Genomic DNA, 17137 nt, shown 5'->3' with positions numbered 1-17137 from the left:
CCGAGGCATGGCTGGCGCTGCGTTCCGATACCGTGATCTTGTGGCCCTTGCCTGCCAAGCCGCGCACCACGGCTGAGGCAATGGTGCCGCATCCCAGGAACCCCAAACGCATATCAAATCTCCTTCATCAGACGCAGCGCATCATAAACCGCCGCGTGCGTGTTGCGTGCGGAAACCGCATCGCCGATACGGAACAGCTGGAACCGGCCCGCAGGATTGGTACGGACCGCTTGCGGCCGGCCGCGCAACAGGGCGTCTTGGTCCACCTCGCCGCGGTTGAGCGATGCGTCCTTGAGCGCAAAGTAGAGATCGTCCAGCGGCAGGGTTCCGTAGTTCAGAACCACCTGATCATAGTCCGCCTGATAGCAGTGGCTGCTGTAGTCCGTGCCAATGGAGGCCGTCAGCCTGTTGCCGCTGCGGGCCAGCCCCTGCAGGCGGCGGGCAACGGTAAAGGTCACATCCTTGTCCTGCAGCGCCCGCATGTAGGGCACCAGGTTCATGCCCATGATGTCCGGGGCAAAGGTCCGGTCGGGGGTCATCACCTCCACCTTTGCGCCCGCATTGGCCGCGGCTTCAGCGGCCATAAGGCCCGGATGATCGCCGCTTTCATCGTAGATCAGCACATGCCCGGCCGGTTTCACATCGCCGGAGATAATGTCCCAGCTGGACACCGCATGAGGCAGACCGGCTCCGGTTTCATGCAGCATCATGCAGGGCATCCCGCCTGTCGCCACGATCACCACGTCCGGGTCGAGCGCTATAATATCTTCTGCTTCAGCCCAGGTGTTGAAGCGGAATTCAACGTCCCGGGCCGCACATTGCGCCATGCGCCAGTCAATGATGCCGATCATCTCTGCGCGGCGCGGATTTTGCGCGGTCAAACGCACCTGGCCGCCCGGCTCCGCCGCGGCCTCAAACACAGTCACATCATGGCCGCGCTCGACGGCTACCCGCGCGGCTTCCAGCCCGCCTGGGCCTGCGCCAACAACGACCACCTTCTTACGCGCCTCAGCCGGAGGGACCTGATGCGGCATGGAAAGCTCGCGCCCGGTGGCCGCATTGTGGATACACAGCGCCTCGCCCGCCTGATAGATGCGGTCGAGGCAATAGGTGGCGCCGACGCAGGGGCGGATATCATCTTCGCGGCCCTCTGCGATCTTCTTCACAATATGCGGGTCGGCCATATGAGCCCGGGTCATGCCGACCATGTCCAGCAGACCGCTGGCGACCGCGTGGCGGGCCGTTGCGACGTCCGGGATGCGGGCGGCATGGAATGTCGGCATGCCGGCTGCCTTCTTTACCTCTCCGGCAAAATCCAAGTGCGGTGCCGACTTCATGCCCTGCACTGGGATCACGTCAGTCATCGCCGGGTCGGTGTGGATGCGGCCGCGGATCACGTTGAGGAAATCCACCATGCCGCTGTCCGCCAGACGCTTGGAGATTTCGATCCCTTCCTCAGGGCTGATCCCGCCTTTCTGCGCCTCATCCGCGGTGTACCGCAGGCCGACGATGAAATCCTTGCCAACCCTGTCCCGGACTGCACGCAGCACATCCAGCGGCATGCGCATCCGGCTGTCCAGCGATTGGCCGCCATAAGGCCCGTCAAGATCATTGGTCAGCGGGGACCAGAACTGATCCAGCAAGTGGCCATAGACCTGCAGCTCGATTCCGTCCATGCCGCCCTCTTTCATCCGCTCTGCCGCATCGGCGAAATCGGAGATGATGCGGGTGATATCCCAATCCTCTGCCAGTTTGGGAAAGGACCGGTGCGCGGGTTCGCGGTGCCGCGAAGAGCTGACCGACGGCAGCCAGTCGCCCTTGTTCCAGCCGGTGCGGCGCCCCAGGTGCGTCAGCTGAATCATCACCGCGGCGCCATGTTCGTGGACCCGGCTGGTCAGGTTGCGGATCCAGGGCACCACCTCGTCCTTGTAGGCAAGGATGTTGTTGAAGACCGGCGGGCTGTCGCGGCTGACCGCAGCCGAACCCGCTGTCATGGTCAGCGCCACGCCCGCCTTGGCGCGCTCTGCGTGGTAGGCCGCATAGCGCTCCTTGGGCATTCCGTCCTCGGGATAAGCGGGCTCATGGCTGGTGGTCATAATCCGGTTGCGAAGCTTCAGATGCTTCAGCTGATAGGGCTGCAGCAGCGGATCCTTGGACATGGCCTGAATCTCCTGGAACGACGTCTGGGCTGGCCGCTATCCGATATCAACTTGACACATGTGTCAATTAAACAATCACACCTGTCCGGAAAAGTTGCTCCCGCCCCACGCAACTGCTAAGGCTGAGGCATGACGACACAAGAGCTCTCCCGCACGCGGCTTAGCGAAGAGGACTGGCTGGCCGCGGCATACGACGTGCTGACCGAAAGCGGCGTGGAAGCGGTGAAGGTGATGCCGCTGGCCAAGCGCCTCGGCATGTCGCGCACCAGTTTCTACTGGCATTTCAAGGACCGCGAAGCGCTGCTGGACGCGATGATCCGCCGCTGGGAGGAAAAGAACACCGGCAATCTCGTGGCCCGGACCGAAGCCTATGCCGAAAGCATTGCAGAGGCGCTGTTCAACCTCTTCGACTGCTGGATCGACCCCGAGCTGTTTGATGCCAGGCTGGATCTCGCGATCCGCAACTGGGCGCGCAATGACGCCGGCCTGCAGGCGCGGCTGGACCAGGCGGATGCACGTCGCGAGCAGGCAATGAAACAGATGTTCCTGCGCTTCGGGTATGACGCGCAAGACGCGCTGATCCGCGCCCGAGCCATGATCTATACCCAGATCGGCTATATCTCGATGCAAGTCCGGGAAAGCACCGAGTACCGGATCTCGCTGATGCCAGGCTATATCGAGGTTTTTTCTGGCCAGCCGCCTGCCCAGCATGACTTGGACCGGTTTCTGGCCCGCCACAGCCGAGCGCCGGCTGCGGTTTGAAACGCTGGCCATTACCCGAAAAGGGGCCACTCCCGCCTGCCGCCTAGGCATCCAAGATGCCTGCTGGACAGTTGGGCCAAGCGCCGTGCCCAGGGGGCGCGGCGCGGATCGCTTCGGGCTGCGCCCGAAGCGAAAAACATCGGCAATGCTTCTGCTGAAAACAGACAGATGTGTTTGCCACAGCCGCGCCGCGCGTCAGCGCGGCGCTACGAAAAGCACGGGCGCGGAACCGAAGGTTCCACGCCCGCCCTGTTCAGCCTTACCTGACCGCCTTATTCAGCTGCGATCTGCCCTTCGATCTTCTCGACCTTCACCGCCGAGAACTTGAACTCGGGGATCTTGCCATAGGGGTCCAGCGCCGGGTTGGTCAGGATGTTTGCCGCTGCCTCCACATAAGCGAAGGGTACAAACACCATGTCCTCAGCAATCGCCCGGTCGGCCCGCGCCATGATCTCGATCGAGCCGCGGCGGGTCGAAAGACGGATCATCTCGCCGGGCTCGATCCCCATAAGCTTGAGCGTGCGCGGGTTGAGCGAGCAGTTCGCCTCCGGCTCCACCGCATCCAGAACCTTGGACCGGCGGGTCATCGACCCGGTGTGCCAATGCTCCAGCTGGCGGCCGGTGGTCATGATCATCGGGAATTCCGCATCCGGTGCTTCATCCGGTGGGATCACAGATGCCGGGGTAAAGCGGGCACGGCCCTCGGGGCGCGGGAAGCCGTCACCGAACACAATCGCCTGACCGGGGTCGGTCTCATGCAGCGACGGATAGGTGATGGTCTCGGTTTCCAGACGCTCCCAAGTGATGTTGTTCAGGGACTTCATGTTCAGCTTCATCTCGGCAAAGACTTCGCTGACATCCTTGTAGTCCCATGGCAGGCCGATGCGCTGCGCAAGCTCGACAGTGACCTGCCAATCCTCACGCGCTTCGCCCGGAGGGGCCACGGCGGGGCGAACACGCTGAACCTGACGGTTGGTGTTCGACACGGTGCCGTTCTTTTCATAGAGCGCCGAGGCCGGCAGGATGATGTCGGCATAGTTCGCCGTTTCGGTCAGGAAGATGTCCTGAACGATCATCAGCTCCAGCTTGGCAAAGGCATCGCGCGCGTGATCGGCATCCGGGTCTGACATCGCCGGGTTTTCGCCCTGGATGTACATCCCCTTGATGTTGCCGGCATAGGCCTGGTCGACGATCTCGGTCACGGTGAGGCCCTTCTCGTTCGAGAAGTCGCCGCCGCCCCAGACGTCTGTGAAGCTCTTGCGGACATCATCCGAGGTCACGGTCTGATAATCCGGCAAGAACATCGGGATCAGGCCCGCGTCGGACGCGCCCTGCACGTTGTTCTGGCCGCGCAGCGGGTGCAGGCCGGCACCCGGCTTGCCAACGTTGCCGGTCATCAGCGCCAGCGAAATCAGGCAGCGCGAGTTGTCGGTGCCGTGAATATGCTGAGATACACCCATGCCCCAGAAGATCAGGCCCGCTTTGCCCTTTGCAAAAGTGCGCGCAACGCTGCGCAGCTGCTCAGGCGAGACACCGCAGATTTCAGACATCTTTTCAGGCGTGAACTGCGCCAGATGCTGTTTCTCCGCTTCCCAGTTCTCGGTGTACTTGTCGATGTATTCCTGGTCGTACAGGCCCTCCTCGACAATCACGCTCATGATCGCGTTCAGCATCGACACGTCTGCGCCGGGACGGAACTGCACCATCTCAGTGGCGAACCGGCGCAGGCCGACGCCGCGCGGATCCATCACGATCAGTTTGCCGCCGCGCTTGGTGAACTGCTTGAAGTAGGTTGCCGCCACCGGGTGGTTCTCGATCGGGTTGGAGCCGATGACGATCGCCACATCCGCGTTTTCGATCTCGTTGAAGGTCGCGGTCACAGCGCCGGAGCCCACATTTTCGATCAGCGCCGCAACCGAGGATGCGTGGCACAGACGGGTGCAGTGGTCGACGTTGTTGTGCTTGAAGCCTTGGCGGATGAACTTCTGGAAGAGATAGGCCTCTTCGTTGGTGCACTTCGCCGAGCCAAAGCCCGCAACCGATTTCGGGTCTTCGTTGCGTAGCTTGATCAGGCCCTTAGCGGCCAGATCCATTGCCTCTTCCCAGGTCGCTTCGCGGAAATGGGTCGACAGGTTGCCCGGATCGACGTTCAGCCCCTTAGCCGGCGCGTCATCGCGGCGGATCAGCGGCTTGGTCAGGCGGTGCGGGTGGTGAATGTAGTCAAAGCCAAAGCGGCCTTTCACACACAGGCGGCCTTCGTTTGCCGGGCCGTTGATGCCCTCGACGTGCTTGACCTTGCCGTCCTTGACCTTGAGCGAGACCTTGCAGCCGACGCCGCAGAACGGGCAGACGCTTTCGGTCTCGGAGTTGTAGTCCTTGCTGTCGCCAACCTGGTTTTCGTCCAGCACGGTTGCAGGCATCAGCGCGCCGGTCGGGCAAGCCTGCACACATTCGCCGCAAGCCACACAGGTGGACTGGCCCATCGGGTCGGCGATGTCGAAAGTCGGATATGCATCGTGGCCACGGCCGGCCATGCCGATCACGTCGTTCACTTGTACTTCACGGCAGGCGCGCACGCACAGACCGCAGGAGATACAGGCGTCCAGGTTCACCTTCATGGCGACATGAGAGTCGTCCAGCAGCGGAATGCGGCCCTCTTCCAGCTTGGGGAAGCGGCTTTCGGTGACGCCGTTCAGCTCAGCCATGTCCCACATGTGGGAGGACTTGTCGTGCGCCTCTTCCTTCTTGGGCTGGTCAGCCACCAGAAGCTCCATCACCATCTTGCGGGCGTTTTCGGCGCGCGCATTGTTGGTGGTGACAACCATGCCCTCGGCAGGTTCACGGATACAGGAGGCGGCCAGCGTGCGCTCGCCCTCGATCTCCACCATGCATGCACGGCAGTTGCCGTCCGGGCGGTAGCCCGGCTGCGGCTTGTGGCACAGATGCGGGATCTTCAGCCCGCGGCCGTTGGCGACTTCCCAGATGGTCAGGCCCTTTTCTGCCGTGACCTGTTCGCCATCGAGTGTGAATGTGACTTTATCGCTCATGGCTCAAACCTCTTCGGGGAAGTGTTTCATGGTCAGGCGGATCGGGTTCGGCGCAGCCTGGCCCAAGCCGCAGATCGAAGCATCAACCATTGCGGTGCTCAGCTCTTCCAGCAGGCCCTGATCCCACTTCTTCTCGCTCATCAGCTTGACGGCTTTTTCGCAGCCCACCCGGCAGGGGGTGCACTGGCCGCAGCTTTCGTCTTCGAAGAAGCGCAGCATGTTCAGCGCCGCATCGCGGGCCGAGTCCTGATCGGACAGGACCACCACGGCAGCGGAACCGATGAAGGTGCCATGCGGCTGCAGCGTGTCAAAGTCGAGCGGCACGTCATTCATCGACGCAGGCAGCAGGCCCGAAGAGGGGCCGCCCGGCTGATACGCCTTGAAGGCGTGGCCATCCAGCATACCGCCGCAGGCTTCGATGATGTCGGTGATGGTGAAGCCGGCGGGCAGCAGATGCACGCCAGGGTTCTTCACCCGGCCCGACACCGAATAGCTGCGCAGACCCTTGCGGCCGTTCTTTTCAACCGAGTTCAGGCATTCCGGGCCTTCGCGGTTGATCTTGCACACCCAGTACAGGGTCTCGACATTGTGAACCAGGGTCGGACGGCCAAAGACACCCACCTGCGCCACAAACGGCGGACGGTGGCGCGGCTCGCCGCGCTTGCCTTCGATCGATTCAATCATGGCGCTTTCTTCACCGCAGATATAGGCCCCTGCCCCGCGGCGCAGGTCAATGTAGCCTGCCTCAACGATGCCCGCATCTTCCAGCGCCTTGATCTCGCGGCGCAGGATTTCCAGCACCGCCGGGTATTCGTCGCGCATGTAGATGAAAGCTCTCTCCGCCTCGACCGCCCATGCCGCGATCAGCATGCCCTCAAGGAAGACATGCGGGGTGCGCTCCAGGTAGTAGCGGTCCTTAAAGGTGCCAGGCTCGCCTTCATCGCCATTCACGGCGAGGTAACGCGGCCCTTCATTGGCGCGCACGAAACCCCATTTGGTACCCGAAGGGAAGCCAGCGCCACCAAGGCCGCGAAGACCGGCTTCTTTGACTTTTGCCTGAACCGCTTCCCAGTCGCCATTTGCGCGCAGGTCCTTCAGCGTTGCATAGCCACCGTCCGCTTCATAGGCGGCGAAGGTTTCATAGTCCGGCACATGGGCGTGGGTGTCATCTGCTGCAATCGCCGCTTCGACCTTCTCGACGGTTGCGTGGTCGATGTGGTTGTGGCCGATTTCCAGCACCGGCGCGGTGTCGCAGCGGCCCATGCAGGGCGCGCGCAGCACGCGGACCTGGGAGGCATCCAGACCGTCTTCCAGCGCCTTTTGCAGTTGCTGGGCACCTGCCAACTCGCAGGACAGCGAATTGCAGACCCGAATGGTCAGCGCCGGCGGCGGCGTCTCGCCCTCTTTCACCACATCGAAGTGGGCATAGAAAGTGGCCACTTCGTAGATCTCCGCCTGGCCGGTGCGCATCTCCTCGGCCAAAGCCCGGATATGCGCCGCGCTCAGGCAGCCGTATTTGTCCTGGATCAGGTGCAGGAACTCAATCAAGAGGTCACGGTTGCGCGGGCGGTCCCCCAGCAGTTCCTGAACCTCGCTCAGCGCAGAGTCATCGACCTGGCGGCCTTTGGGCGTCTTGCGCCCTTTGCCTTTGCCGGACTTCCATACGCCCTTGCTATCATCCAATGGTGCCATGGGATCCTCCAGTCAGCACGTCTTTCATCCCGAAATGCCATCAAGAATGAATATCGTCAAATCTAGAAAACCGATTGCACGATAAGGATTGCTTATCACGCCATTTGCGGCATCCCATTGTCCACAAACGTCGCAACCACCTCTTTCAACGCCTGAACAGTGGTCAATTCCGGTGTCCGGTCCAAGGTTGCAATGCAAATCGGCCGCGATTGCTCAGGCTCGACCAGCGACAAAACCCGGGTTCCGCCCAGCCCGCCCAGCGCCTGCATCAGCGCCCGCGGCAGAATCGTTGCCACCGACCCCTCCCGCGCCATCACCATCGAGGCCATGAAGCCGTTGGATTCGGAGACGATCTCGGGCTTCAGCCCCAGGTCGGCAAAGATCCGGTCCAGGATACGCCGGTTCTGCATCTGCTGATCCAGCAAACTCAGCGGCAGCTCTGCCGCCTCAGCCCAGCTGATCGCATCGCCCCGGCCCGCCGCCATCTCCTCCGGCGCCAGCAGCACATAGCTTTCCTCATACAACGGCTGCACCGTCACCAGTTCCCGGCCCATGCTGTCGGCATAGGTAATTCCAGCGTCGATTGTACCATCATAAAGCCGCTGCTGAATAGCCAGCGAGGTGGTGACCTCAACCCGGGCCAGAATCCGCGGATAGGCCTGATGCACCTGATCCACCAGTTGCGCCGCCCAGGCGGTTGCGGTCGGCACCACGCCCAGCACCAGATTGCCGGTCACCTCGCCGCGGGAGGCCGCAATCTCCTGCTCCAGCGCCTTGGCGTCATCCAGGATCGACCGCGCACGGCGCACGATCATCATGCCCTCTTCGGTCAGGCCCTGGAACCGGTTGGCGCGGCGCACGATAGACAGGCCCAGCCGCTCCTCCAGATTGCGGATCCGCATGGAAAACGCAGGCTGCGACATTCCGCAGTCAGCGGCCGCCTTGGCAAAATGCTGATGCCGCGCCAGCGCGGTCAGCAACTGCAGGTCCTTGAGCTCAATCATGGCCAAACCTTACGCCGCGCTGCACGGCGCGCGCAACGGGGCTGCCGCCTTTCACGCAGAGCTGTGCGCTTCCGTCCTGCGCAGCGCCTCGTCGTAGAGAGCTGCGAGCTCCTCCATCGCCTGCGAAACCGTTTCCAGCTGCGCTGCAAGCACAGGATGCCCGCCCAGCCTTTGCAGCAGCAGCGCTTCGCGATTGGCCAGAATTGCCTGCTCTGCCGCGCGGCCCTCATCCGTCAGGCTGTAAGTCACCCCGGAACGGCCGGCCCCTTGCTTCCTGGTCAGACCGGCGGAGGCCAGCTTGCGCAGGGAATACTGGATATTGGGAATATCCGTCCGGTTGGTGGCGCGGGCCAGCTCCTTGATCGTCTTTGACCGCCCGCCGCTGCCGATCAGCAGCAGCAATGTAACCTCGGCTCCGGCAAGCCCGGCGCCGCTGACCTTGTCAAAGCAGCCCGCTTGCCAGCGGATCAAACCTTCCTGCGCTTTCTGAATCGCCAATTCAAGACTGTACAAAGTGCCGCCAAGCCCCGAAGAACTCTCAGCGGCCGGAACGGAGGTGTCTGCTGCAAACGGGGAAAGAACGGCTTTTTTATCCAACAATCAACTCCGGCAAAAATCAGTTTTAGTGCCCGCAACGGGCCAAAGATACTGCGGATCAGAAATGCAGCCACCGGGCCTGCCTGTATCCTGCAGCACCGGAAGAATTTCTGAAAATCCAACTCAAATCGGCCCAACATATCCAACCAATTCCGCTGAACTTCAATACCTGGCGGAAAACTCTGTTGCGGCTCCAATTCCGCAAGTCCGCCATTTTGCGGTAAATTTACGATCCGGACAGCCTCGCACAAACGGCTGCCCTGCAGGGACTCGCGGGGGCTTCAACTGCCGCTGCGGTGCACCTGCGCATCCCTTGCTGGCACGAAAACCTCCGCGATTTCCTGAACCAGGTTGTCGACGATTGCCTGGGCCTGAGCCTGTGACCGTTTGGCGCGCAGCCTGCGGGCAAGAGCGGAACCGCGCACCCCCGCTTCCTGCACCAGAAGCAGCAGCGCGATTTCCCGCAGCTGATGCATCGTCTGATCCGCCGCATCCTCAGGCAGGCCCTGCTGCAGCCGGTCAGGCACCGGACTGTTACCCAGCAGGCGCTTGATATCTCCGCCATGTTTTGAGGCCTCTGCCTGGGCAAAACAAAGTTCTGCCATCGGGGCCATTTCCGACAAGAAGACCGCGGCAGGCAGCCGCGTGCTCTGCCGGGAATAGCCTGCCTGCCGCTCGATCCCAAGGTCTGCACGCGCCGGATCAAAGGCCAGCGTCAGGCCTTCCGCCGAAAACTCCGCAGCCCGGTGAAGACCAAAACTCTGATCCAGGCTCAGACCTTCTGCAAACAGTACCAGCCGGGCCAGCGCTGCAGGCGGCAAATCGCAGGACAGGCGCTGAATGCCGCTTTGGCCGGTCTGTTTATACTTCAGAACCAGGCGCGCCCCGCCGCCATCCCGCGCTTCCATGGAGAAACTTCTTGCAGTCATGCTGCGAGTTACAAGGGATTCCGCCAAAGCTTCAAGCACCGCTTGAACCAGCGGCAAATCTCCGCGGCCCCAAAGCGGCCTGCGCCTCCGCTGCATTGACCTAAGGGGCACTGGCCCCATCCTTAACCTGTGCCCGCCAGCCTGATCAGGACCCCTAGCAGCCTGGCAGCAGCGGCCCGGACAGAAAGGCGGCCTATGCCCAAGACGCCAGTAAAGGAATATATGCTGGACACGCACCGGCTTTGCGATCCGGCGCAGACGCTGGCTTCGGTCAGGCCGCATCTTGCGGCGATGGGTATCACCCGCATTGCCAACCTCACCGGCCTCGACCGGGTCGGCCTGCCGGTCGTCATGGTGAGCCGTCCCAATTCCCGTTCGGTAGCCGTGGCCCTCGGCAAGGGGCTGACCCTGGAGGCCGCACAGGCCTCAGGCGTCATGGAGGCCGTGGAGACCTGGCACGCGGAACGGGTGATGCGGCCTTTGCGGGTGGCAAGCTTCCGGGAGCTGGAGCAGACCGCACGTGTTGCCGATGCCCGCCGTCTGCCGCGGGTGACCGGCGGACGCTTTGATCCGGACCTGCGCCTGCTGTGGGTCGAAGGGGAAGATCTTGCAGACGGCGGCAAGGCCTGGGTGCCGTTTGAGATGGTCGACACCGACTACACCGGCCCGCCCTGCGGCGGCCAGGGCGTCTTTCCCCGCACCACCAACGGGCTGGCGTCCGGCAACAGCCGGGCAGAGGCGGCCTGCCATGCCATCTGCGAACTGATTGAAAGAGACGCGCTGACCCTGTGGCACCATGCGGCGCCCGGGCCGCGCCTCGATCCGGAGACGATTGATGACCCGCGCTGCCAGGCGGCGCTGGACTGTTTTGCCGCAGCGGGCCTCAGGACCGGGGTCTGGGATATCACCTCAGATACCGGCGTCGCCACCTTTCTGTGCATGGCCTGCGGCGACGGCAGCCACCCAGGCCATATCGGCATAGGAAGCGGAACCCATCCGGACCCGGGCATCGCCCTGCTGCGGGCGCTGACAGAGGCGGCGCAAACCAGGCTGACCTATATTTCCGGCGCCCGGGATGATCTTGACCCGCTGGAATTCACGCCCAGCGCCGCCGCCGAACGGGCGAAATATGTCAGCCGCCTGCTGCAGCAAACGCAGCCGTCGCAGAGCTTCCGGCACTGCCCCGCTTTCACCTCGCCTGCTTTCGAGGAGGATTTGTCCTGGCTCCTGAAACGGCTGGCGGCAGTTGGAATCACCCAGGTGCTGCTCGTCGATCTGTCCCGCCCGGGCTTAGGCATCTCTGTGGTGCGCGCGGTGATCCCGGGCCTGGAGGCGCCGCATGATGATCCCGATTTTGTACCGGGCCCGCGCGTTTCGCAGCTGTCAGGAGCACGGGGATGAAAGCCATTGTCTTTGCCGGCCCTACGATCAGCGCAGCGGAGGTTCAGACCGTGATGGATGCCACGGTTCTTCCCCCTGCCGGACAGGGCGACCTTTACCGTGCGGCCCGGCAGGACCCGCCGGCAATCGGGCTGATCGACGGCTATTTCGAAGGTGTCCCCTCGGTCTGGCACAAGGAAATCCTGTGGGCGCTGGAACAGGGGATTGCTGTCTTTGGCAGTGCCAGCATGGGCGCCCTGCGTGCGGCCGAGCTGGCACCGTTCGGCATGATTGGCGTCGGGGATATTTTCGCCAGCTACTTGTCCGGTTCGCTGTGCGACGACGACGAAGTCGCCGTCCTGCACAGCCCAAAGGAACTGGGCTTTGCAGCGCTCAGCGAGCCGATGGTCTCAATCCGGGCAACCGCGGCCCGCGCCGAACAGGAGGCGGTGCTGGATGCGGAACAATCCCAAGCGCTGACCCGCGCCGCCAAGCAGCTGTTTTATCATGACAGAACCTGGGCGCAAATCCTGGCCGGATTTGCCGGCGCTGACTGGCATCCCCGGTTCTCCGCCTGGCTGGCCACCGGACGGGTCGATGCCAAACGGAAGGATGCGCAGGAAATGCTTGTGCGGATGGCCAACTATTTGAACGGCCAGAACGAACCTGCTGCAAAGCCGCCGCAGAAGCTGGAGCCGTCGCTGGCCTGGCGGGAGCTTGTCAGACGGGCCGGAACAGAACAACACCGCCCGCCCCCCGCAGACCTGCGCGTGCTGGATGAACTGCGCCTGGAGCCGGACCGCTACCAGGAATTCCGCACGCGTGCTGCGGCCCGCTGCCTGGCGCTTGGCACCGCCGAACGGGCCGGGCGGCAGGCAGAACGCGCTGCCATCCTTCGCCAGCTCGAGGACCACCGCGAAGCCCATGGCCTGTTCCAAAGCCGCGCGCTGCAGCGCTGGCTGGCAGAAAACCGGCTCACTCCGGCGGGCTATGAGGCCTTGCTGGCCGAGGCCGCGCTGGCTGGCAGCACGGTGGAGGAACTGGGGTCGAGCCTGGATGCGCATATGCTGGCTGAGCTCCGCCAGGCCGGGGCTTACGCCCGGCTGCAGTCCCGCGCCGCCGCCAAGGCGCATCTGCGCGAACCGGGTGCGCAGGGGCAGTCTATGCCGCCGCAGCACCGCCTGCATGTCGCGGCCTGGTACTTTGAGGACCGGCTCCAGCGCAATATCCCCGACGATCTGGCGGGATACGGCAAATCCCTGGGCCTCGACGGACTGGAGGCATTCTATGACCTCATATGGCATGAATTCATGTACCATACGTCGGGGCAACCCCAGCCTGCACAAAGAAACAGGGAATAGGCAAGGCAAACAGGCGGAACCTCCGCGGAAGGGAGGTCTTGCATGAACAACGGCTATGATCCGGCGGAAGAGCCACCGGGAACACGCTTCCTGCTGTTTCCGCAGTCCCCGTTCCGGACAGCGGATCCGGTGCCGGAACTGGTAGAAATCTCTGCCCCCCCCGGGACAATCGGGGCCGGGCCGTCCGGGCCGCGGATGTATGCCGTGAATCCGCAGGGCAAAACCATCCCCTTTGGCGCCATTGTTCCGGGCCCTTCCGGGCCGGGGATGTATCTGCCGCCCTGGCATGGCGAGCTGCTGCCGCCGCCGGAACCGGATGAGGACGGCCATTTCACCCATATCCCCCCTTCGGACCCGCGGTTCGAGGCCGCGCATCTGTTTGCAGCGGCCCATTTCACGCTGGACGTCTGGGAGGAGTATTTCGGCCACCCGATCCCCTGGCACTTTGCCCGGGACTACGACCGGCTGGAGCTATCCCTGCTGCCCAGCCTGGACAATGCGCATATCGGCTGGGGCTTTTTGGAAACCGGCGGCACCTGGGAGCACGGCGGCGAGTACCGCGCCTACAGCCTCAACTTCGATGTGGTCGCCCATGAAATCGGCCACGCCATCATCTACAGCGTTGCTGGCATGCCGGAGACAGCAGAGGTGCCGGGTGAATATTACGGCTTTCACAAATCCGCAGCCGATATGGTGGCGCTGATTGCCGCCTTGCATTTCGGTTCCGTTGTCGACGAGCTGCTGGAGAGCACGCGGGGCAATCTTTACACCTTCAACCAGCTGAGCCGCTTTGCCGAGCTTTCCGGCAACGCCCAGATCCGGATGGCGGCCAACACCCGGACGCTGCAGGAATTCGTGCAGGGCTGGAACAGCGAACACGCGCTGTCGGAACCGCTGACCGGCGCCATGTTCGATATCTTCGTCGATATCTTCCACGAACGCCTGCTGGTGCACGGGCTGATCACACCGGAAATGGAAGATCTGTCGGACCAGCTGGAGGAAACCCCGTTTTACGGCGACGTCATGCAGGCGCTGTTCGATGCGCGCTATGCGCTGGATCCCGAAGGGTTCCGCGTTGCGCTGCTGGAAGCGCGCGACCTTCTCGGCGGCTACCTCGCCGCTGCCTGGAGCCTGCTCGACGCCGGCAGCCTGACCTACGCGGCCGTCGAGGAGGCCCTGCTGGCCGTTGACCGCGAAACAACCGGCGGCGCCTTCCAATCCATCATCGAAGGCAACTTCCGGATGCGCGGCATCGGCCTGGTCCAGCCAGGCCTCCGCCTGCCGGAAGCGGATGAGGACAGCCACGCCCATTCTGTGAGGACACGCGTTCCCGGCGGTTAAGGCCCAGACGCTGGGAACAGGAGCTTCAGACGCCTATTGGCTGTAATTTGCAGCCAATTTGTGCTATTTTCACCCTAAGGGGGACTTTTCCGGAAATTGTAGTCGCGCATTTTGCGCGCGGCAATTGCGAAGAGAACGCCTGGTGTCGTTTCCATAGCCACAGGAGTGTGTACGGTGGCCGAGTCTTTACTGAGTTTTTCCGAAGTGCTGTTATTTGGACGTTTGATCGACGATATGACGGTGACCCCCAAGACTTATGGGGCCGCTGTGGGCACAACCGGCAATGTTGCAAATCTTGCAGGCACGTCGGTGAATAACCAGACCGTCAAGGCTGGCGACAAGATCCTGGTGATGGCCCAGACCAACAACCGCCAGAACGGCCTCTATACGGTTTCAAATTCTGCCGGAAACCCTTGGGTGCATCAGTTGCAATTGCCCGAAGGCACCCTGGTCGAGGTCGCCCGCGGCAACCGCCGCGGGCTGTGGAAACAGGACGGTGATTACGAGGCCGGGCAGCAGGAATTTTCCGCCCCGGAGTTGCGGCGGCGGAGAAGACGCGGAAAAGGCAACAACAATTTCCTGGGCGATCAGCTGAGCGACGATCCCAAACTCGCCCGGATTTACGGGTTCTCCTACGAAGGCACGTATTTCGAGCTGCCGGAACCGGTGATCTTCCTTGTGCATGGCGACGGGGACAGCGCGACCGGTGTGGTTCCAAACTCCAATAGCGTGCAGGTTTCCCGCGCGCCCCTGGATCCCTCGGTGACGGGCGTCGCCTCCGCGGAGTATCAGATCGCAAACGGCATCTGCGTCTGGGAATATGACAAGGCGGATTACTCGATCCGGATGGATGTGATGACCGGTATGCTGGAACAGGTGCTGCTGGATGTCTATTTCGGCGGCGGCGGCCCGGCGGTCAGCGGCGCCAAAGTGAGCGGTGCAAAGGTCAGCGGGGCCAAGGTCAGTGGCGCCAAGGTCAGCGGGGCCAAAGTGAGCGGCGCCAAGGTCAGCGGGGCCAAGGCCCGCGGCTCCGGCGACTGACCCGGGCACCCCAGCGAGTCCTGCCGCCCCCGAAAAAGCAGGGCCTGACCCTAGAACCCCGCCTTCTTCAGGCCCTCGACAAAGTGATGGGTGTCTTCCTCCAGCTTGTCCGGCTGGACCTTGGCCCAGCGCTCCAACGAGAAATTCGGATGCGCCTCGCGGTGCCGATCCGCCATGTCGCGGGCCAAATCCATCTTGCCCAGTTGCGCATAGCTGGCCGCCAGCATCCGCTGGCCCTCGGTCGGGTTGTTCATCCGGGTCAGCGTGTCGATGACGGCATCGTATTCCTTGAGATTGTAATAGGCCCCGCCCAGGTGCCACAGGTACTGATCCGGGAAATACGGGTTCAGCCGCATCGCCTGCTGCAGATTGCCGATCGCGGCTTGGTTGTCGCCGGAATGGGCCAGCGCATCTGCATAATCCGACAGCAGGTCGGCGTCATTCGGATTGAGCGCCAGGGCGCGCCGATAGGCGCCGATCGCCGCGTCATGCTCCTTGCGGTACAGATGGACGAACCCCAGTTCGCCAAAGCCCCGGGCATCGGTCGGGTCCAGTTCCACCGCCCGCTGCGCATAGGACAGGGCCGTATCCAGCGCGTGCTCCGAATCCTTGGCCCAGGAATACCGCCAGTCGATATTCAGGGTGCGCGAAATGGCGGCCGAAGCCCTGGCATAATCCTGGTCACGGGCCAGCGCCCGCTCATACAGGGTCTGGGCTTCGCGGTTGTCCTGCCGGGTATAGCGGAAAATGAACTGCTGACCGCGCAGCACATAACCATAGGCGGCCAGATCCGAAGGCGCCGTCTGCGCCATGCGCCGCCGCTCCTGCGCTTCGATCAGCACCGCCGTCGCGGCCACAATGGCATCCGTCACTTCGTCCTGAATGGCGAAGATATCGTCGATCTCCCGGTCATATCGCTCGCCCCAGATGGTCCTGCCCGAGGCGGCGTCGATCAGCTCAATCGCCACCCTGACCCGCGCCGCCGCGCGCCGGACACTGCCGCGCGCGACATAGCGCACGCCAAGCTCCCGGGCGGCCTCCTGCGGGGACATCGACTGGGTCTTGAAGAAAAAGGCAGAATTGCGGGCAATGACAAAGAGGTTCTTGAATTTGGACAGGTTGAGGATGATGTCCTCGGTTAGCCCGTCCGCGAACCAGCTGTCCGACGGATCGCCGCCAAGGCTGCTGAAGGGCAGCACCGCAACAGAGGGGATGCCGGGGGGCGGCCGGCCTGGCTGGGCTTCGGGCGGCCGCCGTGTTGCTGCCATCGTGGCCCCCGCCACTTCGCTGCGCACGCAATAAGACGCCACTGGCTCTGCAATATTCTTGAGCTGCTTCGGCCCGAGAAACTCGAACCCGAAGCGCAGCCGGTTGCGTATCTGCTCATAGACGGCGGCACTGATATAGACCCGGCCCGGCTCCGCAATCTCTTGCAGCCGGGCTGCGATATTGACGTTGTCGCCATGAATGCCCCTGTCGTCCACCAGGATCTCCCCCAGGTGCACGCCCGCACGGAACCGGAGCTGCTGGCTTTCCGGCCGCGAGAAATTGTTCTGTTCCGCGATGCGGTGCAGCTCAACGCCGAACCTGACGGCATCTGTTGCGGTTTCGAACAAGGCCAGCACCCCGTCGCCGCGCACCGCGACCACCCGCCCGTCCAGGGCATTGCAGGCCGCCTCCAGTTGCTCCAGCAAGGATTTCAGGGCGCTGTAGGTGTCGAATTCATCATTGCCCATCAGGCGGGCATATCCGACCACATCAGCAAACAGCACAGCCCCGAGCTGCCGCCTGACTCCTGTTTTGCTGCTGTCGCCGCTCACAAGC

13 protein-coding genes (1 of these 13 cut by a window edge) are annotated in these 17137 nt (G+C 63.0%); 5 read left to right on the top strand and 8 right to left on the bottom strand.

Annotated features, from left to right (window positions below; all coding sequences use genetic code 11):
• A protein-coding gene (locus ACXAEK_RS05945) for an NAD(P)-binding domain-containing protein (protein WP_475040451.1) crosses the window boundary here: on the bottom strand, nucleotides 1-112 show its 5' end (the start). Its footprint begins 614 nt before the window's first position; the window shows 112 of its 726 coding nt (coding positions 1-112); it begins with the start codon at nucleotides 110-112; its stop codon lies off the left edge, out of view.
• Between the two features lies 1 nt (nucleotide 113).
• Entirely contained in the window at nucleotides 114-2159 is a 2046-nt protein-coding gene (locus ACXAEK_RS05940; RefSeq protein ID WP_475040449.1) for an oxidoreductase, read from the bottom strand.
• A 129-nt stretch (nucleotides 2160-2288) separates the two neighbouring features.
• On the opposite strand from ACXAEK_RS05940, the gene ACXAEK_RS05935 reads away from it, so the two are divergent.
• Nucleotides 2289-2921, top strand: coding sequence for a TetR/AcrR family transcriptional regulator (locus ACXAEK_RS05935; RefSeq protein WP_475040447.1), 633 nt, complete (start codon nucleotides 2289-2291; stop codon nucleotides 2919-2921).
• A gap of 272 nt (nucleotides 2922-3193) precedes the next feature.
• Here ACXAEK_RS05935 and fdhF read toward each other — a convergent pair whose 3' ends face one another.
• The 5 genes from fdhF to ACXAEK_RS05910 all read right to left on the bottom strand — a co-directional run bounded on the left by fdhF (nucleotide 3194) and on the right by ACXAEK_RS05910 (nucleotide 10169).
• Complete coding sequence (gene fdhF, locus ACXAEK_RS05930; RefSeq protein WP_475040445.1) at nucleotides 3194-5968, bottom strand: formate dehydrogenase subunit alpha; 2775 nt, start codon at nucleotides 5966-5968, stop codon at nucleotides 3194-3196.
• Nucleotides 5969-5971: 3 nt separating this feature from the next.
• On the bottom strand, nucleotides 5972-7660 hold the full coding sequence (locus ACXAEK_RS05925) for an NAD(P)H-dependent oxidoreductase subunit E (RefSeq protein ID WP_475040443.1): 1689 nt from the start codon (nucleotides 7658-7660) through the stop codon (nucleotides 5972-5974).
• A gap of 95 nt (nucleotides 7661-7755) precedes the next feature.
• Entirely contained in the window at nucleotides 7756-8664 is a 909-nt protein-coding gene (locus ACXAEK_RS05920; RefSeq protein WP_475040441.1) for a LysR family transcriptional regulator, read from the bottom strand.
• 51 nt (nucleotides 8665-8715) lie between these two features.
• Entirely contained in the window at nucleotides 8716-9135 is a 420-nt protein-coding gene (locus ACXAEK_RS05915; RefSeq protein ID WP_475040439.1) for a winged helix DNA-binding protein, read from the bottom strand.
• Nucleotides 9136-9542: 407 nt separating this feature from the next.
• A complete protein-coding gene (locus ACXAEK_RS05910) occupies nucleotides 9543-10169 on the bottom strand; it encodes a hypothetical protein (protein WP_475040438.1) in 627 nt (208 codons plus the stop codon).
• A 216-nt stretch (nucleotides 10170-10385) separates the two neighbouring features.
• On the opposite strand from ACXAEK_RS05910, the gene ACXAEK_RS05905 reads away from it, so the two are divergent.
• From ACXAEK_RS05905 to ACXAEK_RS05890, 4 genes are all read left to right on the top strand, one after another.
• Complete coding sequence (locus tag ACXAEK_RS05905; RefSeq protein WP_475040436.1) at nucleotides 10386-11591, top strand: YcaO-like family protein; 1206 nt, start codon at nucleotides 10386-10388, stop codon at nucleotides 11589-11591.
• A complete protein-coding gene (locus ACXAEK_RS05900; RefSeq protein ID WP_475040434.1) occupies nucleotides 11588-12931 on the top strand; it encodes a TfuA-like protein in 1344 nt (447 codons plus the stop codon). The genes ACXAEK_RS05905 and ACXAEK_RS05900 overlap by 4 nt, the downstream gene beginning before the upstream one ends.
• Before the next feature lie 42 nt (nucleotides 12932-12973).
• Entirely contained in the window at nucleotides 12974-14272 is a 1299-nt protein-coding gene (locus ACXAEK_RS05895) for a gluzincin family metallopeptidase (RefSeq protein ID WP_475040432.1), read from the top strand.
• A 174-nt stretch (nucleotides 14273-14446) separates the two neighbouring features.
• Nucleotides 14447-15313: a hypothetical protein gene (locus ACXAEK_RS05890; RefSeq protein WP_475040430.1), complete on the top strand. Its 867-nt coding sequence runs from the start codon at nucleotides 14447-14449 to the stop codon at nucleotides 15311-15313.
• A gap of 50 nt (nucleotides 15314-15363) precedes the next feature.
• Here ACXAEK_RS05890 and ACXAEK_RS05885 read toward each other — a convergent pair whose 3' ends face one another.
• Complete coding sequence (locus ACXAEK_RS05885; protein WP_475040428.1) at nucleotides 15364-17133, bottom strand: tetratricopeptide repeat protein; 1770 nt, start codon at nucleotides 17131-17133, stop codon at nucleotides 15364-15366.
• Nucleotides 17134-17137: the final 4 nt, after the last annotated feature.

This window comes from Leisingera sp. ABM4_101, from assembly GCF_056158725.1.
The sequence above is the reverse complement of the archived record's forward strand: the minus strand, read 5'-3'. Positions and strand labels throughout refer to the sequence as shown.